Origin of the sequence: Zophobihabitans entericus, assembly GCF_011745665.1 — a bacterium.
Lineage (GTDB): Bacteria > Pseudomonadota > Gammaproteobacteria > Enterobacterales > Orbaceae > Zophobihabitans > Zophobihabitans entericus.
In genome coordinates, this window is the sequence record NZ_CP050253.1 from 549,394 (window position 1) to 571,604 (window position 22,211).

Annotated in this window: 18 protein-coding genes, 1 tRNA gene and 4 rRNA genes; 13 read left to right on the top strand and 10 right to left on the bottom strand. The window is 41.5% G+C overall.

Translation table 11 applies throughout. From position 1 onward, the window contains the following. Nucleotides 1-118: 118 nt before the first annotated feature. Nucleotides 119-841 (bottom strand): tRNA (N6-threonylcarbamoyladenosine(37)-N6)-methyltransferase TrmO, encoded by a 723-nt coding sequence (tsaA, locus tag IPMB12_RS02485; RefSeq protein WP_166914637.1) that lies wholly within the window; start codon nucleotides 839-841, stop codon nucleotides 119-121. A 17-nt stretch (nucleotides 842-858) separates the two neighbouring features. After that, the gene (locus tag IPMB12_RS02490) at nucleotides 859-1,242 is read right to left on the bottom strand and encodes a RidA family protein (protein ID WP_166914639.1); all 384 of its coding nucleotides are present in this window, start codon (nucleotides 1,240-1,242) and stop codon (nucleotides 859-861) included. 192 nt (nucleotides 1,243-1,434) lie between these two features. On the opposite strand from IPMB12_RS02490, the gene IPMB12_RS02495 reads away from it, so the two are divergent. After that, nucleotides 1,435-1,863, top strand: coding sequence for an EamA family transporter (locus IPMB12_RS02495; protein ID WP_166914641.1), 429 nt, complete (start codon nucleotides 1,435-1,437; stop codon nucleotides 1,861-1,863). 69 nt (nucleotides 1,864-1,932) lie between these two features. Here IPMB12_RS02495 and metQ read toward each other — a convergent pair whose 3' ends face one another. The 3 genes from metQ to metN all read right to left on the bottom strand — a co-directional run bounded on the left by metQ (nucleotide 1,933) and on the right by metN (nucleotide 4,605). After that, the gene (gene metQ / locus IPMB12_RS02500; protein WP_166914643.1) at nucleotides 1,933-2,775 is read right to left on the bottom strand and encodes a methionine ABC transporter substrate-binding lipoprotein MetQ; all 843 of its coding nucleotides are present in this window, start codon (nucleotides 2,773-2,775) and stop codon (nucleotides 1,933-1,935) included. A 20-nt stretch (nucleotides 2,776-2,795) separates the two neighbouring features. Further along, nucleotides 2,796-3,467, bottom strand: coding sequence for a methionine ABC transporter permease MetI (metI, locus tag IPMB12_RS02505; protein WP_166917665.1), 672 nt, complete (start codon nucleotides 3,465-3,467; stop codon nucleotides 2,796-2,798). A gap of 106 nt (nucleotides 3,468-3,573) precedes the next feature. Continuing rightward, nucleotides 3,574-4,605 (bottom strand): methionine ABC transporter ATP-binding protein MetN, encoded by a 1,032-nt coding sequence (metN, locus tag IPMB12_RS02510; RefSeq protein WP_166914645.1) that lies wholly within the window; start codon nucleotides 4,603-4,605, stop codon nucleotides 3,574-3,576. Nucleotides 4,606-4,757: 152 nt separating this feature from the next. Here metN and gmhB point away from each other — a divergent pair, with 152 nt between their 5' ends. From gmhB to thyA, 10 genes are all read left to right on the top strand, one after another. Continuing rightward, nucleotides 4,758-5,297, top strand: coding sequence for a D-glycero-beta-D-manno-heptose 1,7-bisphosphate 7-phosphatase (gene gmhB, locus IPMB12_RS02515; protein WP_166914647.1), 540 nt, complete (start codon nucleotides 4,758-4,760; stop codon nucleotides 5,295-5,297). 507 nt (nucleotides 5,298-5,804) lie between these two features. Beyond that, nucleotides 5,805-7,343 (top strand): 16S ribosomal RNA (locus IPMB12_RS02520). A gap of 57 nt (nucleotides 7,344-7,400) precedes the next feature. Continuing rightward, nucleotides 7,401-7,476 (top strand) — tRNA-Glu (locus IPMB12_RS02525). Nucleotides 7,477-7,770: 294 nt separating this feature from the next. Next, a 23S ribosomal RNA gene (locus tag IPMB12_RS02530) occupies nucleotides 7,771-10,667 on the top strand. A gap of 132 nt (nucleotides 10,668-10,799) precedes the next feature. Next, a 5S ribosomal RNA gene (gene rrf / locus IPMB12_RS02535) occupies nucleotides 10,800-10,915 on the top strand. Between the two features lie 84 nt (nucleotides 10,916-10,999). Beyond that, nucleotides 11,000-11,115: ribosomal RNA gene (gene rrf / locus IPMB12_RS02540) — 5S ribosomal RNA — on the top strand. The 16S, 23S and 5S rRNA genes sit together here with 1 tRNA gene alongside, the layout of an rRNA operon. 207 nt (nucleotides 11,116-11,322) lie before the next feature. Further along, nucleotides 11,323-11,844, top strand: a complete 522-nt coding sequence (locus IPMB12_RS02545) for a YgjV family protein (RefSeq protein ID WP_166914649.1) — start codon at nucleotides 11,323-11,325, stop codon at nucleotides 11,842-11,844. A 99-nt stretch (nucleotides 11,845-11,943) separates the two neighbouring features. After that, on the top strand, nucleotides 11,944-12,576 hold the full coding sequence (gene rppH / locus IPMB12_RS02550) for an RNA pyrophosphohydrolase (protein ID WP_166914651.1): 633 nt from the start codon (nucleotides 11,944-11,946) through the stop codon (nucleotides 12,574-12,576). Further along, nucleotides 12,573-13,460: a prolipoprotein diacylglyceryl transferase gene (gene lgt, locus IPMB12_RS02555; RefSeq protein ID WP_166914653.1), complete on the top strand. Its 888-nt coding sequence runs from the start codon at nucleotides 12,573-12,575 to the stop codon at nucleotides 13,458-13,460. Before rppH ends, lgt begins: the two co-directional genes overlap by 4 nt. Before the next feature lie 21 nt (nucleotides 13,461-13,481). Next, nucleotides 13,482-14,276 (top strand): thymidylate synthase, encoded by a 795-nt coding sequence (thyA, locus tag IPMB12_RS02560; RefSeq protein ID WP_166914655.1) that lies wholly within the window; start codon nucleotides 13,482-13,484, stop codon nucleotides 14,274-14,276. A 68-nt stretch (nucleotides 14,277-14,344) separates the two neighbouring features. On the opposite strand, the gene IPMB12_RS02565 is transcribed toward thyA, so the two are convergent. The 4 genes from IPMB12_RS02565 to xthA form a co-directional block, all read right to left on the bottom strand. Continuing rightward, on the bottom strand, nucleotides 14,345-15,331 hold the full coding sequence (locus IPMB12_RS02565; protein WP_166914657.1) for a hypothetical protein: 987 nt from the start codon (nucleotides 15,329-15,331) through the stop codon (nucleotides 14,345-14,347). A gap of 106 nt (nucleotides 15,332-15,437) precedes the next feature. Beyond that, nucleotides 15,438-16,421 carry an NADPH:quinone reductase gene (locus IPMB12_RS02570; RefSeq protein ID WP_166914659.1) on the bottom strand — a complete coding sequence of 328 codons (984 nt, stop codon included), beginning with the start codon at nucleotides 16,419-16,421 and terminating at the stop codon, nucleotides 15,438-15,440. Continuing rightward, nucleotides 16,414-17,763, bottom strand: coding sequence for an exodeoxyribonuclease VII large subunit (gene xseA, locus IPMB12_RS02575; RefSeq protein WP_166914661.1), 1,350 nt, complete (start codon nucleotides 17,761-17,763; stop codon nucleotides 16,414-16,416). The genes IPMB12_RS02570 and xseA overlap by 8 nt, the downstream gene beginning before the upstream one ends. An 18-nt stretch (nucleotides 17,764-17,781) precedes the next feature. Further along, the gene (xthA, locus tag IPMB12_RS02580; RefSeq protein WP_166914664.1) at nucleotides 17,782-18,588 is read right to left on the bottom strand and encodes an exodeoxyribonuclease III; all 807 of its coding nucleotides are present in this window, start codon (nucleotides 18,586-18,588) and stop codon (nucleotides 17,782-17,784) included. Between the two features lie 225 nt (nucleotides 18,589-18,813). On the opposite strand from xthA, the gene IPMB12_RS02585 reads away from it, so the two are divergent. Both IPMB12_RS02585 and tyrA read left to right on the top strand, forming a co-directional pair. Further along, on the top strand, nucleotides 18,814-19,443 hold the full coding sequence (locus tag IPMB12_RS02585; RefSeq protein ID WP_166914666.1) for a YchE family NAAT transporter: 630 nt from the start codon (nucleotides 18,814-18,816) through the stop codon (nucleotides 19,441-19,443). Nucleotides 19,444-19,484: 41 nt separating this feature from the next. Then, nucleotides 19,485-20,606 carry a bifunctional chorismate mutase/prephenate dehydrogenase gene (tyrA, locus tag IPMB12_RS02590; RefSeq protein WP_166914668.1) on the top strand — a complete coding sequence of 374 codons (1,122 nt, stop codon included), beginning with the start codon at nucleotides 19,485-19,487 and terminating at the stop codon, nucleotides 20,604-20,606. A 301-nt stretch (nucleotides 20,607-20,907) separates the two neighbouring features. Here tyrA and IPMB12_RS02595 read toward each other — a convergent pair whose 3' ends face one another. Next, entirely contained in the window at nucleotides 20,908-22,128 is a 1,221-nt protein-coding gene (locus tag IPMB12_RS02595; RefSeq protein ID WP_166914670.1) for an N-acetylmuramoyl-L-alanine amidase, read from the bottom strand. Nucleotides 22,129-22,211: the final 83 nt, after the last annotated feature.

Here is a 22,211-nt window from a genome sequence, read left to right on the forward strand (position 1 = left end):
TAAGTGTCTTATTTATCAAGTGAAGGATAAGGTAATATCGCAGGAACAACCTGTCTCGTCAACTATAAAAGCGATATTTTAAAATCGGTAACTCAGTAAAATTACAGTAGAAATTTAATTAACGTCGCTTATTTAGTTTTTCAAGATCAATTACGGTTGCCAGCTGTCCTTGTACCTGCCAGCGAATATTAAAATCAAATAGTTGCATACCATATTGTTGTAGATCTGTATTTTTATGTTTATACGCCGGTCGGGGATCTTGTTGAATAACTTGCTCTATCAATGGTTGTAGTTGTGGGTAAGCATTTTGATATTGCTGAATTTGTTGCATAAAAACTTCTGAAAAACTGACCTGCAATTTATCATTTTCTGGTGCCAGCTGCGCATAACCGGCAAGTGCATCCGGATAGGAGTCCGCATAGGGAATATACGGTTTTATATCGATAATCGGAGTTCCATCAAGTAAATCTACACTGCCAAGTTGCAGAATGATGTTTTCTTTTTCAATGTGGATTCCTTTTAGTTCCACTGCAGATAAACCAAGATTGTTAGGGCGAAATGTTGAGCGGGAGGCAAATACGCCGATACGTTCGTTTCCTCCCAAACGAGGTGGGCGAACTGTTGGATGCCAGCCTTGTGCTGTGGTCTGATGAAATAAAAAAATTAACCAGAGATGACTAAACTGCTCAAGCCCTTTCACCATTTCCGGATTATTATAGGGTGCGAGTAAATGCAGTTCACCTGTTCCTGCTGGTGCAAGACTTGGCTGGCGCGGAATGGCAAATTTCTCTTTATAAGGAGAACGAATAATGCCGACAGGTGAAATTTTAGTTTCTGTCATCAGGAATGTTTTCTTAATTATCTGGCTGAGATCGCTTCGATTTCAACTTTAGCATCACGCGGCAGACGAGCTACCTGTACACAAGAACGAGCTGGGTAGCGTGCGTTATGTGTTTTAAAGAACGCCTCATACACTTCATTGACTGCGTTAAAATCATTGAGATCCGCTAAGAAAATGGTGGTTTTTACGATGTTACCAACCGATAAGCCTGCAGCACTTAAAATCGCTTTGATATTTTTTAGGCATTGTTGTGTCTGTTCTTTAATATCTTCAGGCATTGAGCCTGTGACCGGATCTAAAGGAATTTGTCCGGAAGCAAAAATTAGGTTACCTAAATCAACGCCTTGTACATAAGGGCCAATTGCTGCTGGAGCTTTGTCTGTACTAATTGTTGTTGCCATTGTTTGTTCCTTATATGAGTATGTATTTTATGTTGTTTTTATCAGAGATGGTTTAATCAACCAGATAAAATAGCAGGATATTATTTTTACATATTTTCATTATTTTAAATAGATAAGATAAAAATATCAGCTGAATAATCACAAAATCGTTTTATAATTCTTATGATTAAATAATTTCTACAAGGGAATCACATGAGTACGTGGCTGATTTATGCTTTGCTTTCGGCAGTATTTGCTGCTTTTGTGGCTATTTTAGGTAAAGTTGGACTGCAAAGTCTGGATGCCAATACTGCAACCGCTATCCGTTCTGTTGTTATGGCTCTGTTTCTGATTGGTGTGGTTTTTATACAGGGAAAAACTGGGCTAATTGGTGAAGTGCTTGCCAATAAAAAAGCGTTACTATTTATTGTATTAAGTGGTATTGCTGGCGCGTTGTCCTGGTTATTTTATTTTCTGGCTATCAAACATGGGCAAGTTTCTCAGGTTGTAATGATTGATAAATTGAGTGTTGTCTTTGCAGTTATTCTTGCTGTTATCTTACTGGGTGAGAAGATATCTTTGATGGGAATACTTGGTGTATTATTTATTACTGCCGGAGCATTACTGGTTGCTTTAGGTTAACCTGAAAAACAAAATCCCCAAACAATTGGGGATTTTGTCGTTAAAGAATAACAATTAGATGGTTAACAATTACCAACCTTTAACAGCGCCACCTTTGAAAATTTCATCAGCTTTAGCTGCAGTAGCATCAGTCTGGAATGCTTTCACAAACGCTTTGATGCTTGGATTATCTACATCAGCAGTACGTGCAACGATGATATTCACATATGGAGATTCTTTATCTTCAACAAATACACCATCTTTTGGTGTTAAGTTAACCTGGCTGGCATAAGCAGTATTGATGATAGCTAAATCAACCGTTGAATCATTTAACGCACGTGGTAATTGTGGTGCTTCTAACTCAATAACTTTATAGTTATGTGGGTTTTCAGCAATATCAAGTACAGTTGGCATTAAACCTTTACCGTCAGCTAATTTGATTAGACCTTTTTGTTGAAGTAATAGTAAAGCACGACCTAAGTTAGTCGGGTCATTTGGAATCACAATTGTTGCACCGTCTTGTAACTCATCAATAGTTTTGATTTTGTAAGAATATGCAGCAATTGGATAAACAAAGGTATTACCTACAATAGATAGTTCATAATGACGACCCGCGATTTGCTCATCTAAATATGGCTTGTGTTGGAATGCGTTAAGGTCAATAAGACCATCATTTAATGCCTGATTTGGTGTGACATAGTCGTTAAAAATAACAAGCTCAACATCTAAGTTGTATAAATCTTTTGCTTGTTGTTGTACAAATTCAGCAACTTCCAGTTCTGAACCTGCGATAACACCCACTTTAATTGGCTTTAATGCTTCTTCCTGCGCAGCTGGTGTATTTGCTGATGTTGTTGAAGAGCTATTATCACAACCCGCTAGCAGGAGTGAACCTGCCAATGTTGCAAGTAAAGCTAATGATTTGAATTTCATGGTTTACTACTCCTGATTAATTAATGATGTGTGACACGTTTAACTATCTTATTCCCAATAAACTGAATCATAAAGACAATAATGATCAGAATAACAAGAACAGTATTCATAACTGGTGGCTTATTCATAGTATAGCCATATTGATAAGCTAACTGACCAAGACCACCTGCACCAACCGCGCCCGCCATTGCGACATAACCAATCAACGTAATTAACGTAATGGTTGTACTGTTTACCAGCACTGGCAGCGCTTCTGGAATTAAAACTTTTCTGACGATTTGGAATGGTGTTGCACCCATTGAGCGGGCGGCTTCTATTAATCCGCGTGGTATTTCAAGCAGAGCATTTTCAACCATTCTAGCTATCAGTGGTGACACTCCGATACTTAATGGGACAAGTGCCGCGGTCAAACCGATAAATGTCTTTTTATTGATGACCACTTCCATTACCGTTTGAGTAAAGGGGATCATCCAAACCACTAAAATAATAAATGGAATAGAACGGAAGATATTGGTCAATATCGATAATAAGAAATGAATCGATGATGACTGTAAAATTTGTCCTGGTCTTGTGGTATATAATAAAACACCCAGTGGTAAGCCGATTAAAGTTCCCCAAAAGCCGGAGGCAATAGTCATCGCTAGCGTTTCGTCAGTTGCTTGTGCCATTTTGATGATCATCGCTCGAGAAATATCATGGGATGCGGCAAAATCAACAACAACTTGCCAAAATTCAAAGTTGAACATATAACGAATTAAAGTTTCAAACGGCTTAAAGTCAGGTAAAAAACTTAATAAATCAAACATAGCCTAGTACCTCAACTTTAACCTGATTGTCTTTCAAAAACTCAATAGCTTGATGAACATTATCATTTTCACCAAGTAGCTCTGTTAACATGATGCCAAATTTCACACCTCCAGCATAATCCATTTGTGCACTGATAATGTTGTTATCAATGCTGAATTTTTTAGCTGCAGTAGAAAGTAGTGGGGCATCAACAGATTGACCGGTAAATTCTAATTTAAGGATAGGATGACTACCTTCACGATACTCTGGTGTTAGTTTTTCCTGATAATCATCCGGAATGGCCAGATGCAAAGTCGAACGAATAAACTCTCTGGCGATATCAGTTTTAGGGTGAGAGAACATCTCACTCACTGATGCCTGTTCTACAAGTTTCCCCTGGCTAATTACTGCCACGCGATCGCAAATCTGTTTCACTACATCCATTTCATGGGTAATAAGTAAAATGGTTAAATTAAGTTTGCGATTGATATCTTTGAGTAATTCAAGGATAGAGCGAGTTGTTGCCGGATCAAGTGCACTGGTTGCTTCGTCACAAAGCAATACTTTTGGATTACTGGCTAGTGCGCGGGCAATTGCCACACGCTGTTTTTGGCCACCAGATAAATTAGCCGGGTAGACGTTGGTTTTATCGCTAAGTCCGACTAGTTCAAGCAGTTCAGTAACACGCTCTTTAATAACTTTTTTCGGTGTACGATCCAGTTCTAAAGGAAAAGCGACGTTTTCAAACACAGTGCGGGAGGCTAATAAGTTAAAGTGTTGGAAGATCATACTGATCTTTCTACGTACTTTTGTTAGTTGGCTACTGGAAAGTGTTGTCAGATTTTGCCCGTCAACAAAAACGTTACCAGAAGTAGGGCGCTCGAGCAGATTAATACAACGAATAAGCGTACTCTTACCGGCACCGGATGTACCAATAACACCAAAAATTTGTCCACTTTCAACATGTAAGTTAATCTCATCAAGAGCGTGGATAGGTTTCTTATCCTGATAAAAAACCTTAGATATATTGTCAAGTTTAATCATAGCTTATCTTTTTTTATAACTTTGCTCACGATATTAGGATGTCTAGACGTCTAAGTCAATATCTTAATGTCATAATATTGCAACAATAGTCAAATTAGATTAACCTTTCCTGCGATAATTCTTCCTTTAAGTGACAGAGATAACTTTCTACTATGAAACCAGCAATTTTTCTGGATCGTGATGGCACGATTAATATCGATTATAATTATGTACATACTATTGATAAGTTCCATTTCATTGATGGAGTGATAGACGCGTGTGCAGAACTGCAAAAGATGGGCTTTTTGTTGGTAATAACGACTAATCAGTCAGGCATCGGGCGTAAGATCTTTACTCAGGAACAATTTGATCAATTAACTGAATGGATGGATTGGTCACTTGCTGATCGCGGTGTCGAACTTGATGGTATCTATTATTGTCCTCATGCACCTGAAGATGGTGAGTGTGAATGTCGTAAGCCTGGTCCTGGAATGCTTTTAACTGCAGCTAAAGATTTAAAGATCGATGTGGCTAACTCTTATATGGTTGGTGATCGCGTGTCAGATTTAAGAGCAGGTCGTAGTGCCGGAGTAAAAAGAACGGTTTTAGTCAAAACCGGAGATGCGATTACACCAGAGGCTGAAAGTGAAGCTGACTGGATTATTGATAGTTTGGCAGATTTGCCGGCTAAAATTAAAGCATCTGGTAAATAATCGTCTATAATTACAATCGAAGATTCCCAAAAAGGCTTGTAGTTAATATTCACAAGCCTTTTTGCTTATTTTTATACTGGACAATTTACTCAATCAGACATCTTTCCTGATTAAACAATCGGCAGTTAAGTGTAAATTGCTACTTTTCATGTTGATCTTCATTAAAAGATATTTATAATGCGCCTCCACGTTATCGAGTTACCGAAAATGTTTTCGAAAGGAATAAATTTGAAGTAACAAATCAGTACATAAAAATATTTAAGATTTTTCTTAAAAATGTATTGACGATAGAAAACAAGGAGCGTAATATACGCAGCCCTTGGACAGCGAAAGTTGAGAAGACTTTGAATGCGCTGTCAGCTCTTTAAAAACTTGAACAGACAATCTGTGTGGGCACTTACAGGACGAAAAAATATAGTCTACGGACTTAAAAATTAAGTCTTGATGAGTGACACAAGAATCATTTGAAATGAAATTTATGTCAACATTCATTGAGCATCAAACTTTAAATTGAAGAGTTTGATCATGGCTCAGATTGAACGCTGGCGGCAGGCTTAACACATGCAAGTCGAACGGTAACAGAAGAGCTTGCTCTTGCTGACGAGTGGCGGACGGGTGAGTAATGTATGGGGATCTGCCGGATGGAAGGGGACAACAGTTGGAAACGACTGCTAATACCGTATAATGTCGCAAGACCAAAGCATGGGACCTTCGGGCCATGTGCCATCTGATGAACCCATATGGGATTAGCTAGTAGGTGAGGTAATGGCTCACCTAGGCGACGATCTCTAGCTGGTCTGAGAGGATGACCAGCCACACTGGAACTGAGACACGGTCCAGACTCCTACGGGAGGCAGCAGTGGGGAATATTGCACAATGGGGGAAACCCTGATGCAGCCATGCCGCGTGTATGAAGAAGGCCTTCGGGTTGTAAAGTACTTTCGGTGAGGAGGAAGGGTGTATATCTAATAGGTGTACACATTGACGTTACTCACAGAAGAAGCACCGGCTAACTCCGTGCCAGCAGCCGCGGTAATACGGAGGGTGCGAGCGTTAATCGGAATGACTGGGCGTAAAGGGCATGTAGGTGGGTCATTAAGTTAGGTGTGAAAGCCCCGGGCTCAACCTGGGAATTGCACTTAAAACTGGTGGTCTAGAGTACTGAAGAGGAAGGTAGAATTCCATGTGTAGCGGTGAAATGCGTAGAGATGTGGAGGAATACCGGTGGCGAAGGCGGCCTTCTGGTCAGATACTGACGCTGAGATGCGAAAGCGTGGGGAGCAAACAGGATTAGATACCCTGGTAGTCCACGCTGTAAACGATGTCAATTTGGAGTTTGCTGCCTTGAGTGGTGGGCTCCGAAGCTAACGCGATAAATTGACCGCCTGGGGAGTACGGCCGCAAGGTTAAAACTCAAATGAATTGACGGGGGCCCGCACAAGCGGTGGAGCATGTGGTTTAATTCGATGCAACGCGAAGAACCTTACCTGGTCTTGACATCCATAGAACTTAGCAGAGATGCTTTGGTGCCTTCGGGAGCTATGAGACAGGTGCTGCATGGCTGTCGTCAGCTCGTGTTGTGAAATGTTGGGTTAAGTCCCGCAACGAGCGCAACCCCTATCCTTTGTTGCCAGCACGTAATGGTGGGAACTCAAAGGAGACTGCCGTTGATAAAGCGGAGGAAGGTGGGGATGACGTCAAGTCATCATGGCCCTTACGACCAGGGCTACACACGTGCTACAATGGCGCATACAAAGAGAAGCGAACTTGCGAGAGTAAGCGGACCTCATAAAGTGCGTCTAAGTCCGGATTGGAGTCTGCAACTCGACTCCATGAAGTCGGAATCGCTAGTAATCGTAGATCAGAATGCTACGGTGAATACGTTCCCGGGCCTTGTACACACCGCCCGTCACACCATGGGAGTGGGTTGCAAAAGAAGTAGGTAGCTTAACCGCAAGGAGGGCGCTTACCACTTTGTGATTCATGACTGGGGTGAAGTCGTAACAAGGTAACCGTAGGGGAACCTGCGGTTGGATCACCTCCTTACTACGAGATTCTGTAAGTGTTCACACAGATTGTTTGTTTAAAAAATACGTTGTCGAGGTCCCCTTCGTCTAGAGGCCTAGGACATCGCCCTTTCACGGCGGTAACAGGGGTTCGAATCCCCTAGGGGACGCCATTATCTTGTGAATTATCAGAAATGATAAAGATAATGACATTGAGTAGTGATTCTGATGAATTTCAGGTATCTCAATGAGACTGACAACGGAACTTATCTCAAAGCACATTATGCATTACTAAGATGTCTAAGTGTGTTGTGAGATAATTGCTCTTTAACAATATGGAACAAGCTGAAAAAATAACGAGTTCTCGAGCTGGTTGTGCGGTGTGTATTGGTATTTTTATTGATACGTGCGGTATGACAGAGTAAGAGAGAAGACTTATAGCTGTTAGAGACATCTAAGAGTTGTAAGGTTAAGAAATTAAGCGTACACGGTGGATGCCTAGGCAATCAGAGGCGAAGAAGGACGTGTTAATCTGCGAAAAGCGACGGTGAGCCGATAAAAGGCGCTATAGCCGTTGATGTCCGAATGGGGAAACCCAGTGTATTTTATACACTATCCTTAACTGAATACATAGGTTAAGGAGGCAAACCGGGAGAACTGAAACATCTAAGTACCCCGAGGAAAAGAAATCAACCGAGATTCCCCCAGTAGCGGCGAGCGAACGGGGAGGAGCCCAAAGCGGGTAGTATGTTATGTTAGTGGAAGCGTCTGGAAAGTCGCACGACAGAGGGTGATAGTCCCGTACACAAAAATGTAGCATATGGAAGCTTGAAGAGTAGGGCGGGACACGTGATATCCTGTCTGAAGATGGGGGGACCATCCTCCAAGGCTAAATACTCCTGATTGACCGATAGTGAACCAGTACCGTGAGGGAAAGGCGAAAAGAACCCCGGCGAGGGGAGTGAAAGAGAACCTGAAACCGTGTACGTACAAGCAGTGGGAGCTGCTACCGTTGGGTAGTGGTGACTGCGTACCTTTTGTATAATGGGTCAGCGACTTATATTCTGTAGCAAGGTTAACCGAATAGGGGAGCCGAAGGGAAACCGAGTCTTAACTGGGCGTTAAGTTGCAGGGTATAGACCCGAAACCCGGTGATCTAGCCATGGGCAGGTTGAAGGTTGGTTAACACTAACTGGAGGACCGAACCGACTAATGTTGAAAAATTAGCGGATGACTTGTGGCTGGGGGTGAAAGGCCAATCAAACCGGGAGATAGCTGGTTCTCCCCGAAAGCTATTTAGGTAGCGCCTCATGTATAACCATTGGGGGTAGAGCACTGTTTCGACTAGGGGTCCATCCCGGATTACCAACTCGATGCAAACTCCGAATACCGATGAGTTTTAGCATGGGAGACACACGGCGGGTGCTAACGTTCGTCGTGAAGAGGGAAACAACCCAGACCGCCAGCTAAGGTCCCAAAGTCATAGTTAAGTGGGAAACGAAGTGGGAAGGCTTAGACAGCTAGGATGTTGGCTTAGAAGCAGCCATCATTTAAAGAAAGCGTAATAGCTCACTAGTCGAGTCGGCCTGCGCGGAAGATGTAACGGGGCTAAACTATGCACCGAAGCTGCGGCAGTATACGTAAGTATATTGGGTAGGGGAGCGTTCTGTAAGCCTGCGAAGGTGAATCGAGAGGTTTGCTGGAGGTATCAGAAGTGCGAATGCTGACATAAGTAACGATAATGCGGGTGAAAAGCCCGCACGCCGGAAGACCAAGGGTTCCTGTCCAACGTTAATCGGGGCAGGGTGAGTCGACCCCTAAGGCGAGGCCGAAAGGCGTAGTCGATGGGAAACGGGTTAATATTCCCGTACTGGTGTATATTGCGATGGGGGGACGGAGAAGGCTAGGTTTACCAACTATCGGATGTTGGGTTAAGCGTGTAGGTGTGTGGTTAGGCAAATCCGGCCACTGTAACACTGAGGCGTGATGACGAGGCACTACGGTGCTGAAGTAACTGATGCCCTGCTTCCAGGAAAAGCCTCTAAGCTTCAGGTATACACTAATCGTACCCCAAACCGACACAGGTGGTCAGGTAGAGAATACTCAGGCGCTTGAGAGAACTCGGGTGAAGGAACTAGGCAAAATGGTGCCGTAACTTCGGGAGAAGGCACGCTGATGGTAATTGAAGTCCCTTGCGGATGGAGGTGAAGTCAGTCGAAGATACCAGCTGGCTGCAACTGTTTAATAAAAACACAGCACTGTGCAAACACGAAAGTGGACGTATACGGTGTGACGCCTGCCCGGTGCTGGAAGGTTAATTGATGGGGTTAGCGTAAGCGAAGCTCTTGATCGAAGCCCCAGTAAACGGCGGCCGTAACTATAACGGTCCTAAGGTAGCGAAATTCCTTGTCGGGTAAGTTCCGACCTGCACGAATGGCGTAATGATGGCCAGGCTGTCTCCACCCGAGACTCAGTGAAATTGAAATCGCCGTGAAGATGCGGTGTACCCGTGGCAAGACGGAAAGACCCCGTGAACCTTTACTATAGCTTGACAGTGAACATTGAGCCTTAATGTGTAGGATAGGTGGGAGACTTAGAAGTGTGAACGCCAGTTTGCATGGAGTCGACCTTGAAATACCACCCTTTAATGTTTGATGTTCTAACCTAGCATGCTGAATCGCGTGTAGGGACACTGTCTGGTGGGTAGTTTGACTGGGGCGGTCTCCTCCCAAAGAGTAACGGAGGAGCACGAAGGTTAGCTAATCCTGGTCGGACATCAGGAGGTTAGTGCAATGGCATAAGCTAGCTTGACTGCGAGAGCGACGGTTCGAGCAGGTACGAAAGTAGGTCATAGTGATCCGGTGGTTCTGAATGGAAGGGCCATCGCTCAACGGATAAAAGGTACTCCGGGGATAACAGGCTGATACCGCCCAAGAGTTCATATCGACGGCGGTGTTTGGCACCTCGATGTCGGCTCATCACATCCTGGGGCTGAAGTAGGTCCCAAGGGTACGGCTGTTCGCCGTTTAAAGTGGTACGCGAGCTGGGTTTAGAACGTCGTGAGACAGTTCGGTCCCTATCTGCCATGGGCGCAGGAGAATTGAGGGGGTTTGCTTCTAGTACGAGAGGACCGAAGTGAACGCACCACTGGTGTTCGGGTTGTGATGCCAATTGCATTGCCCGGTAGCTACGTGCGGAATAGATAAGCGCTGAAAGCATCTAAGCGCGAAACTAGCCCCGAGATGAGTTCTCCCAGTGGAGACACTGTAAGGTTCGTTCGAGACCAGGACGTAGATAGGTTGGGTGTGTAAGCACAGCGATGTGTTGAGCTAACCAATACTAATGAACCGAGAGTCTTAACCTTACAACTCTGAGGTGTTTTTGACGATAAGTGAAGACGCTGAGGGTTGACTTGTTATGTTGATATGGGGTAGCGCAGGCTATCGAGAGTATCATGACTCAGCTTGTTTTATGTTGAAGAGACAGACGGAATATGTCTGGCTGCGATAACGCAATGGTCCCACCTGATCCCATGCCGAACTCAGAAGTGAAACGTTGTGGTGCCGATGGTAGTGTGGGGAGTCCCCATGTGAGAGTAGGGAACAGCCAGGCTTTTATAAAGTAAGAACTTGGATTAGACCGAGTTTTAATTAAGATCCAATTACCGCTTGTAATTGTTGATATGACCAGAATATGTCTGGATGCAATAACGCAATGGTCCCACCTGATCCCATGCCGAACTCAGAAGTGAAACGTTGTGGTGCCGATGGTAGTGTGGGGAGTCCCCATGTGAGAGTAGGGAACATCCAGACTTTTATATACGAATAGCCCAGTTATTTAGCTGGGCTTTTTTACGTCTGTATATTTTATTATTTTCCCACTTTCCATAGTTCTCTCTATGAAACAAATTAATGGAAAATTCTATAAAAATCAAAAGGTAACACTTAATTTTTGAGTAAATACTGAGTACAATAGAGATCTTTTATACAACTAATTTCAATCAATCTAATGGCTAAATGATGACCGACTATTTATATTGGATTATCCAGGGTATTGGTATACTCGGTTATGTTGTTGGCGTGAGCGCTTTTTTACAACGTAGCGATCAGGCTTTTCGTCGTCAGCTAACCGTTGTCAGTGTGATTTTAGCTATTCATTATATTATGCTTGGCGCTTATGCGGCCGGTATTACCAGTTTAATTAGTGCATTTCGTAATTTAGCTGCCTCCTATACCCGCAGTATTTGGGTTATGTTTCTCTTTATTGCGCTTATGTGGGGAATGGCATGGCCAACAATTTCTCATCCTTTGCAATATCTCACCGTTATTGGCACTTCTCTTGTAACATATGCTATTTTTCGTCTGAATGGAATGAAAATGCGCTTTGTTATCCTGCTTAGTAGTCTGATGTGGATTATTCATAATATCTGGGCTGGATCAATTGGTGGAGGCGCTGTTGAGATTACTTTTGCTATTGTTAATATTGTCACTATTTACCGACTGGCACGTCACTCTAAAGTCGCAAATGAAATCATCAAATAATTCTATTTAAGTAATTATTTTTGAATATTGGGTTTACCTCTTCCCTGTAGTATGAAACAATCTGTCCTAAATTAAAGCTTATCTTTTTTGAGGTAGTCAGTGATCGATAATGATGGCTACCGTCCGAATGTAGGAATTGTGATTTGTAATCGACATGGACAAGTACTGTGGGCTCGTCGTAACGGGCAGAATTCGTGGCAATTTCCTCAGGGCGGAATAAACCAAAATGAATCCCCTGAACAAGCGATGTTTAGGGAACTGAATGAAGAAGTTGGATTAACACCCAAAGACGTTAAAATTTTATCAGTAACAACAGGCTGGTTGCGTTATAAGCTGCCAAAAAGAATGATCCGTTGGGAAAATACACCAGTGTGTATTGGACAAAAACAAAAATGGTTTCTGCTTGAGTTAGTTTCTGATAAGTCAGCGATTAATTTAACTGTCAGCCCGACACCAGAATTTGATGACTGGCGCTGGGTGAGTTATTGGTATCCTATTCGTCAGGTTATCGCTTTTAAACGAGATGTGTATCGTAAAGCGATGAAAGAGTTTGCTGCGACTGTTTTTGGTATTCAGATTATGCAGAATATTGAAGATATTCCGGTTCAACAAGTCACTCAGCCGAGTAAACCATACGAGCAAAATAATCGTCAGAACCGTCCGACTAAACAGCGGTTGAATTTCTTTGCGCGTAAACGTCATAACCGAAACAGAAATACAGAGAAAGCATGACTAAATACCTAGATTTTCCTCAGATTGATCCTATCGCAATTCAAATTGGCCCTGTTTCTGTACACTGGTATGGACTTATGTATCTGGTTGGAATTGTATTTGCTTTATGGCTTTCTAAACGTCGGGCAAACAGGCCAAATAGTGGCTGGAAGGCCTCTGAAGCTGAAAATCTGCTCTTTTGGGGATTCTTAGGTATTCTGCTAGGTGGTCGAATCGGTTATGTACTGTTCTATAATTTTAAAACCTTTTTAAGTGAGCCTTCAGTGATGTTCCGTGTATGGGAAGGCGGTATGTCGTTCCATGGCGGTTTAATTGGTTCATTGGTCGTGATGGCTATTTTTGCTAAGAAAACCAACCGACTATTTTTTCAGGTAGCAGATTTTATTGCTCCTTTGATTCCTTTTGGACTTGGCGCAGGGCGCCTGGGGAATTTTATTAATGGCGAACTGTGGGGACGACCTACAGATTCAGCAATAGGGATGATCTTCCCTCATTCTGAAATGGCTGATTTAGGTTTTGTGAAGACACATACAGACTGGCTTTCTCTGTTTACTGAACTAGGCGGGCATCTGCCACGTCATCCCTCACAACTCTATGAATTAGTATTAGAAGGTGTCGTGCTGTTTATTATCTTAAATCTATTTATTCGAAAGCAAAGACCAATTGGTAGTGTCTCTGGTTTATTCTTATTATTATACGGAGTATTTCGTTTTGCCGTTGAGTTCTTCCGTCAGCCGGATGAACAGCTTGGCTTATTTGGTGACTTCATCAGTATGGGGCAAATTCTTTCCCTGCCGATGATTATTTTAGGTATAGTATTTATTTTCTATGCTTACAAATATCCAAATGGTTTTAAAATTCGAATTGGTTCTTGGTCATTTTAAACGCGTTTATAGGATTAAAAAATGAAACAATATTTAGCACTTATGCAAAAAATTTTAGACGAGGGAACACCAAAGTCTGATCGTACAGGTACTGGTACATTGTCTATTTTTGGTCATCAAATGCGTTTTAACCTACAGGAAGGTTTCCCGCTTGTGACCACTAAAAAATGTCATCTGCGTTCTATCATTCACGAACTATTATGGTTCCTGAAGGGTGATACTAATGTTGCTTATCTGCACGATAACAAAGTTACTATCTGGGATGAATGGGCTGATGAAAATGGCGATTTAGGTCCTGTATATGGTAAACAGTGGCGTTCATGGGGTGCGGCAGATGGTCGTAAAATTGACCAGATTTCACAAATGATCGACCAGATTAAAGGCAATCCTGATTCTCGCCGTATTATTGTTTCTGCCTGGAACGTCGGTGAACTTGATCAGATGGCTCTGGCTCCTTGTCATGCCTTCTTCCAGTTCTATGTGGCTGATGGAAAACTATCATGTCAGCTATATCAACGTTCTTGTGATGTATTCTTAGGTTTACCATTCAATATTGCCAGTTACTCATTACTGGTTTATATGGTGGCACAGCAGTGTGATTTAGAAGTCGGAGACTTTGTTTGGACTGGTGGTGATACCCATCTTTATTCTAATCACATGGAACAGACTCATTTACAATTAACTCGTGAGCCACGCCCGTTACCAAAACTGGTGATTAAGCGTAAGCCACCTTCAATCTTTGATTATACTTTCGAAGATTTTGAAATCGTTGGCTATGATCCACATCCTGCGATTAAAGCACCAGTAGCAATATAAAATATTCAATAAAATCAAAGGGTTATAAATCCCTTTGATTTCTATATATCCTCATATTTTTCAAATAATTAGCTAATTAACTGTGCACTTTGTAGTGTTTGTCTTTGTATCTGATTTGATTGTGGCTCTAAACGAGAGAATAGGCGTTTGGTCATCATATAGTTAATAAGTATCGTCACAATAAATGAGAGAATTACGATAGCCAGAACTGCTACCAGTATAGCTGGATCAATACCATAGTAGATTGAATACCTGAAATTATTGATGAACATGAAGAAGAGCAATATTGCCAGTATAATGTTAATTAGGAATTGTAGAAGAAATGACAGTAGTACACCGCCCACAATCTTACCACTATAAACTTTAGTTAATCTGCCCGGGAACTGAGTGTAGGTAACGGCAAAGATAATAAGGCCACAGATAACATTACAAATCATTGAATAATAAACATATTCTGTATTATTTGCACTGCTATTATTATAGCTATAACCATAGTTATAACCTAATATAGAAATAAGGTTAATAGTGAACTGAGAGATACAGAAATATATAGCAACTGTAAGCAACAAGTACAGAAAACGATTCTTAGCTGCTGCACTGCTGACAGTAGAATTATTACTTTGTCCCGCATGGGTGAGTGGCAGGAAGATTAGGCATAAGAAAACAGTAATAATAATTGATGGAATAAAACTAATTGCAGAAAAGCCTATTAGCACACTTATTGCTTGTTCCGTATCTCCTGACTCCAGTATTTGGCTAAATACGATCATTTTTCCATAGTTAACCAGACGATATAATAAACCCTGAATTACACCTATGATAAGTGCTGTAATGATATTAATCGAACTTAATGTATATCGTCTGTATTGATTGAAGAATAAGCAGCAGATGATAAAGATTAATAAGTTGTGCAGTATTGTGCCGTAACCAGACAAAAATCTTGCAATGCTGGTTAAACTAAGCGGATTGTTCAATCCCATCATGACGAGATTGGTAACGATATAAGCAATATTAACCAGTATTGGCAGTTTAAATATTGAATTAGTTTGTTGCATGAGTCACCCATCATTGATGCTTAAAATGGCAGGGAACAGTGCCTGCCATATTGGTTATAATTATTATTTTATTAATACATTAAATATTGTTATGCAGCTTAATCTATTAAGGTATTAATAGACTTGAACCGCTGGTTTTTCGATTTTGCAGCATTGTGTGTGCATGTGCTGCGTCTTTTAAAGCAAACTTCTGGTTTTCATTCACATCCACTTTAATTGCACCTGAAGCGATTAAAGCAAAGAGGTGATCGGCTGCTGCCTGTAGCTGTTGTTTACTCGTAATATAGCCATAAAGAGAAGGGCGCGTTACATATAAGCAGCCTTTTTGGTTTAAAATACCTAAATCAACTCCAGTCACTGCACCTGATGAGTTACCAAAGCTCACCATCAGCCCACGCACTTTTAAGCAATCCAGCGAAGTTAGCCACATATCCTTACCGACTGAATCGTAAACGACATTCACCTTTTGGTTATCGGTGAGTTCTAGCACACGTTTAACCACATCTTCCGTTTTATAGTTAATCACTTCCCAGGCACCAGCTTGTTTAGCCAGTTCTGCTTTTTCTGCTGAACCGACAGTGCCGATCATTTTAGCACCTAATGATTTTGCCCATTGGCTGGCAATCAAACCAACACCACCTGCAGCTGCATGAAACAGGAATTTTTCATCTTTTTTAACCTGATAAGTCATGGTTAACAGATAATAAACAGTTAAACCTTTTAAAAGTGAAGCCGCGGCTTGTTCAAAGCTAACATTTGCAGGCAGTATGACGACTTTAGTTGAGTCAACAGTATGATACTGCGAATAAGCACCAAGCGCTGACTGACAATAAGCCACCCGATCTCCTACTTTTAAATCAGTCACATTCTTACCCACTTGCTCAACAATACCGGCAGCTTCTGTTCCAAGCCCCGATGGCAGACTTGGTACCGGATATAACCCTGAACGAACATAAGTTTCAATATAATTTAAACCAATCGCTTTATTTTGAATAAGGACTTCATTATCCCCTGGCACTCTGGGTGTAAAGTCAACATATTGTAATACATCCGCTGTACCATAATTAGAAAACTGAATGCGTTTAGCCATGATCCTTCTCCTGAATGTCTGTGACTTGACTGGTAATTACGCCGTGAGCAATCTGAGTGGTTAAGGTATCGCCTACGGTAACTTGTTGCATATTTTGAATAACATGATTTTTGGTCGTTGTGATCGAGTAGCCACGATCAAGCGTGGCAAGCGGGCTCACGCTATTAAGTTGAGAGCTGAGCAGACCAAACTTGTGTTTTGCCTGAGTCATTTTACTGGTCAGTGCTGCACTCAGTTGATGTTGTCTTTGTTGTAATCGTTGTTGATATTGTGATAACTGGCGCTGTGGTGAGAGTCGTTTTAGTTGTGACTCATAACGATTAAAGATATTTTTTTGCTGATTAATTCTGGTCTGAACGATCTCTGTCAGACGGGTTTGCAATTTGAGTAAACTGGTTTGCTGACGGGCTAATTTCACCTGTGGATGTTGTTGCTGTAAACGGTGAAAGATTTTAGTTAACCTTTCACGTTTTTGCATCAGGTAATAATCCATTGCCATAGATAGATGTTGTTGTTGCACGCGCAGGCGTTTTAGTTGTTCCTGTTTATCTTTACTGACCAGTTCTGCTGCAGCTGATGGAGTTGGGGCTCGTAAGTCGGCAATAAAATCAGCGATGGTAAAATCGATCTCATGCCCGACAGCACTAATGATTGGCAGCTGGCTGGCAAAGATAGCTCTGGCGACAATCTCCTCATTAAATGGCCACAGGTCTTCGAGCGAGCCACCACCCCGCCCGACAATCAGTACATCACATTCGTTACGCTGATTAGCCAGCTGAATCATTTTAGCAATTTGTGGAGCGGCTTCATTACCTTGTACCAGCGTCGGATAGATAATGACATTCAGGCTCGGGTCTCTTCTTCTTAGAATCTGTAAAATATCGTGTAAGGCAGCACCGGTTGCAGAAGTGACTACACCAACAGTTCGAATGAGCTCAGGTAAAGGCTTCTTATGGTAAGTTTCAAAAAGACCTTCATCCTGTAGCTTTTGTTTTAGTTGTTCAAAACGCTGTTGCAGCAGGCCGGTACCTGCGGCTTGTAACCTATCAACCACCAGTTGATATTCACCTCTGGCTTCGTACAATGTGACCGTTGCTCTGATTAAGACTTGCTGACCATTAGCAGGGGTAAAACCAGTACGGAAATTACTATTGCGAAACATGGCACAGCGTACCTGAGCTAAATCATCTTTTAAGGTAAAGTACCAGTGTCCGGAAGAAGGCTTAGAAAAGTTAGAGATTTCCCCAATCAGCCAAATTTGGCCAATGGCATCGGCAAGCAGATCTTTAACCATCTGGTTAAGATCTTTAACGGACAGGATATTACTGTTTTCTAAAGCCATAATAATTTTATTTCGTCGCTATAATTTAAATTCAGCCCAGATTGGTGCATGGTCTGACGGTTTATCAATTGCTCGTAACTGGTAGTCTATTCCTGTATCAATACAAGTGGAAGCTAATTTCTGACTAGCCAGAATCAGATCAATACGCAGACCAGTATTGGTATCAAAGCCTTTAGAGCGATAATCAAACCACGAATATTGACCGCCGGTAGTTGGATTAGCTTCTCTAAATGTATCAATAAAGCCCAGACCAAGCAGTTGATCCATCCACTCTCTTTCTTCTGGCAGGAAAGAGGTCTTACCGGTTTTTAACCAGCGTTTTTTGCTCTCTTCAGGTAAGCCGATATCCAGATCTGTTGGACTGATATTCATATCACCCATCACCAGAACTTTATCATCTGCTGAATAGTGAGTTTGTAAATAATGATGTAAATCCGCATAAAACTTACGTTTAGCAGGGAATTTTATAGGATGATCAAGGCTTTCACCTTGCGGAAAATAACCATTAATGACAGTCAGCTTACCTTGGGACGTCGGTAAATCAGCAATAATTAAGCGTCTTTGCGCTTCTTCATCATCGGTTGGAAAGCCTTTTTGTACAATAATGGGAGCCTGTTTAGTTAACAAAGCTACACCGTAATGGGCTTTTTGACCATAATAATTGAGGTGATAACCAAATTGCTGCATCTCCTCTAGCGGGAACTGCTCATCATGAACCTTGGTTTCTTGTAGACCAATAACGTCAGGATTATGTTTTTCGATCAGTGCCGCAAGTTGATGTTGTCTGGCGCGTAACCCATTAATATTAAAAGAGATGAATTTCATAAGTTTATCGTAATTTGATGGAATTTATTTGATCCTATCAGAGATATGGGGAGTTGTTAAGCGGTAATCAAATAACCTATAGGTGAATATTTAAAAGGTTTTGAAGAGTATTTTTTGTAGCAAGAATCATGAATAAAATTTATCTTCTGAGATTGTTTATTGATATGTGTTAAGCACAAATATGGTATGATATTAGCCATATTTTTTTCGTTCTTCTGAGCTACTATGGACATTCAAATTTTTTTACAATTTTTTATTGGACTTTTTGCCTTAGTTAATCCGATAGGAATTCTGCCTGTTTATATTAGTATGACAGACAGTGAAGATAAAATTCAGCGAGCTAAAACCAATAAAATGGCTAACGTTTCGGTCGCTATTATTTTGATTGTCTCTTTCCTTGTTGGTAGTGTAATTCTGAATTTTTTAAGCATCTCTATCAACTCCTTTAGAATTGCCGGTGGTATTCTGGTTGTCTCTATTGCGATGAGCATGATCAATGGTAAATTAGGTGAGCATAAACAAACTAAGCAAGAGTTAACCGAATCGATTGTTAAAGAGAATGTTGCTGTTGTACCTTTAGCATTACCGCTTATGGCCGGACCGGGTGCTATTAGTTCAATGATTGTCTGGAGTACTAAATATAATACCTGGGATTATATTGGTGGCTTCATCATTGTGATTATGTTGTTTAGTTTTTGTTGTTGGTTGTTGTTTAAATCTGCTCCGCTGATCATTCGTATTTTAGGGCAAACAGGAATTAACGTTGTAACGCGTATTATGGGCTTGCTACTAATGGCGCTTGGTATTGAGTTTGTGGTTTCAGGATTACGCGCCATCTTCCCGGGTTGGTTATAATTATACAAATATATTCATAAATTTTTGAAAGGTTATTGGACATGGTTGCTGAATTAAACGAATTGCGTGGAAAAATTGATGAGATCGATCAGACATTATTGCAATTATTGGCTAAACGCCTGAGTTTAGTGGCTGAAGTAGGTAAAGTTAAGCACCAACACGGCATTCCAATTTATGCTCCCGAGCGTGAAGCAAACATGTTGGCCGCTCGTCAGAAAGAGGGCGAGCAGTTAGGATTATCACCAGAACTTGTTGAGGATGTATTGCGCCGTTTAATGCGTGAATCTTATATCCATGAAAATGATTCAGGTTTTAAAAAGACTTTTAGTGGTAAAGGCGTGATTGTTATTGTTGGTGGTAACGGTCTGATGGGGCGACTATTTAGTCGTTTATTCAAACTGTCAGGTTATGAGGTCAGAGTACTTGGTTCACGTAACTGGGATGAAGCACCAAAACTTGTTGCCGATGCTGATGCCGTGATTGTTACTGTGCCAATTAATAAGACTTTGGATATCATTAAACAATTACCAGAATTGCCAAAAGATTGTGTTCTGACTGATTTCACTTCGATTAAACAACTACCATTACAGGCGATGCTGGACAAACATCAGGGGCCGGTCGTTGGTCTGCATCCAATGTTTGGTCCGGATGTACCAAATTTAGCGAAGCAGTTAGTGGTTTATTGTGCGGGAAGATATCCGGAAAAATACCAATGGCTTTTAGATCAAATTGCTATTTGGGGCGCTAATGTATACGCCATTAGTTCTGCTGATCACGATAAAAACATGTCATTTATTCAGGCATTACGTCACTTTACCTCTTTTGCCTATGGTGCCAATCTGGCACGTGAAGGTGCTAATATTGATCAGCTGATTGCTTTATCATCACCAATTTACCGTTTAGAGTTGATGATGGTTGGTCGTCTGTTTGCTCAGGATCCACAGCTATATGCTGATATCATTATGTCATCTGACCAAAATATTGATTTAATTAAACGTTATCATGCCTGTTTGGGTGAGATGATCAAACTGCTGGAAAAGCAAGATAAGTCTCATTTTATTGAAAACTTTAATCAGATTTCTGACTGGTTTGGTGATTATGCTGATCGGTTTATGGTTGAGAGCCGTGGGTTACTTAAATTTGCCAATGATAATCGGGTGTGAGTTGTTAGTTGCGCGACGTAGTCGCGCTTTGTAGTGCTTAGAACAGTGAAAATCATTAGCCTGTGTGTGAGCTTAGCGGTACTATTCCGATGCGCTGAACATGCAAGCCATGTAACGCTTACTTCATAGCACCGCTAAGCTCAGTCTGCATCCAATAAACTTCATTGAACCAGCAACAACACCAGAAAACACGCTAAGTGGGTGTGCTCCCGCCTAAACACCCTGCTAATGCCAGCACAACCTTTAAGTTACGTAACAGAATTAAAATTTTAAAGAAAAGAATTGTGATTTTAAGCAAAAACTAGATCTTTCTAAGTTTTATATAACCTTTAATGCCATCTAAAATCGCTTTAGCGACCTGATTCTGGAAAGCTGCAGTTTTTAACTTACGTTCTTCGGCAATATTACTGATAAATGCTGTTTCAACGAGTACAGACGGGACATCTGGTGCTTTTAATACAGCAAACCCAGCTTGTTCAACAGTCTTTTTGTGCAGTGGATTGATCTTTTTCATCTGTGCCAGAATTTGAGCGCCAAGCACCAGACTATTGGAGGTGGTGGTTTTTTGTACCAGGTCTAGGATTGTATGATCCAGATATTCGTCACCACTACGACTCACACCACCGATTTCATCTGACTCATTTTGAGTCTGTGCCAGATAACTTGCTGCCGAACTACTTGCTCCACGAGTTGAAAGCGCGTAAACAGAAGACCCTTTAGCTTCACGACGATTGAAAGCATCCGCATGGATAGAGATAAACAGATCTGCATGTAAAGCACGTGCTTTGGCAACGCGAACTTTTAATGGTAAGAATACGTCTTCATTGCGAGTCATATAGACAGTCATTGTCGGTTCTTTCTTAATTAAGTCCCTTACACGACGCGCTATTTGCAGCACAATGTCTTTTTCTCTGGTTTTGTTGTAGCCAATTGCACCAGGATCTTCACCACCATGACCCGGATCAAGAACAACAATTACTGCATTGTTACTTCTGGCTGGTGGCGGTGTGTGATCGGTTTGACTCAGTTCACCTTTATTGTACTCTTCAAGTAAGGCCAGTAGCGGGTCATCATCTATACTGGATGGTCTGGCTGGATAGAGATCAACAACCAGACGGTTCTTAAATTCTGCAATTGGTTTTAGTGTGAACATATTTGGGTTCACACCTTGCTTAAGCTCAATAACTAACCGGACTGTCTTTTTATCAAACTGGCCAACGCGTAGTTGTTTAATATAAGGGTCATCAGCCTGCACCAGAGTATTAATATTACTCAATACAGAGTTAAGATTGAGATCATCAATATCGATAACAATGCGATCTGGAGAAGTTAAAGCAAACTGGCGATATACCAGTGGAATGTTTGATTCAAGTGTAATCCGAGTATATGAGGAAGCGGGCCATACGCGTACAGCTACCATCTGTGCTTGAGCGGTAAATCCTACACGACTAACAGAAAGCAGGCAGACTGCTGCAATACCTTTAATTAGTAAACGACGTGATGGACTAAACGAATCCGACATAACTCAAAATATCTCTAACACTTAATACAGTAATGAAATTTGAGTAATCATATCATCATTTTTATAAAATCTCCTAGCCTGAT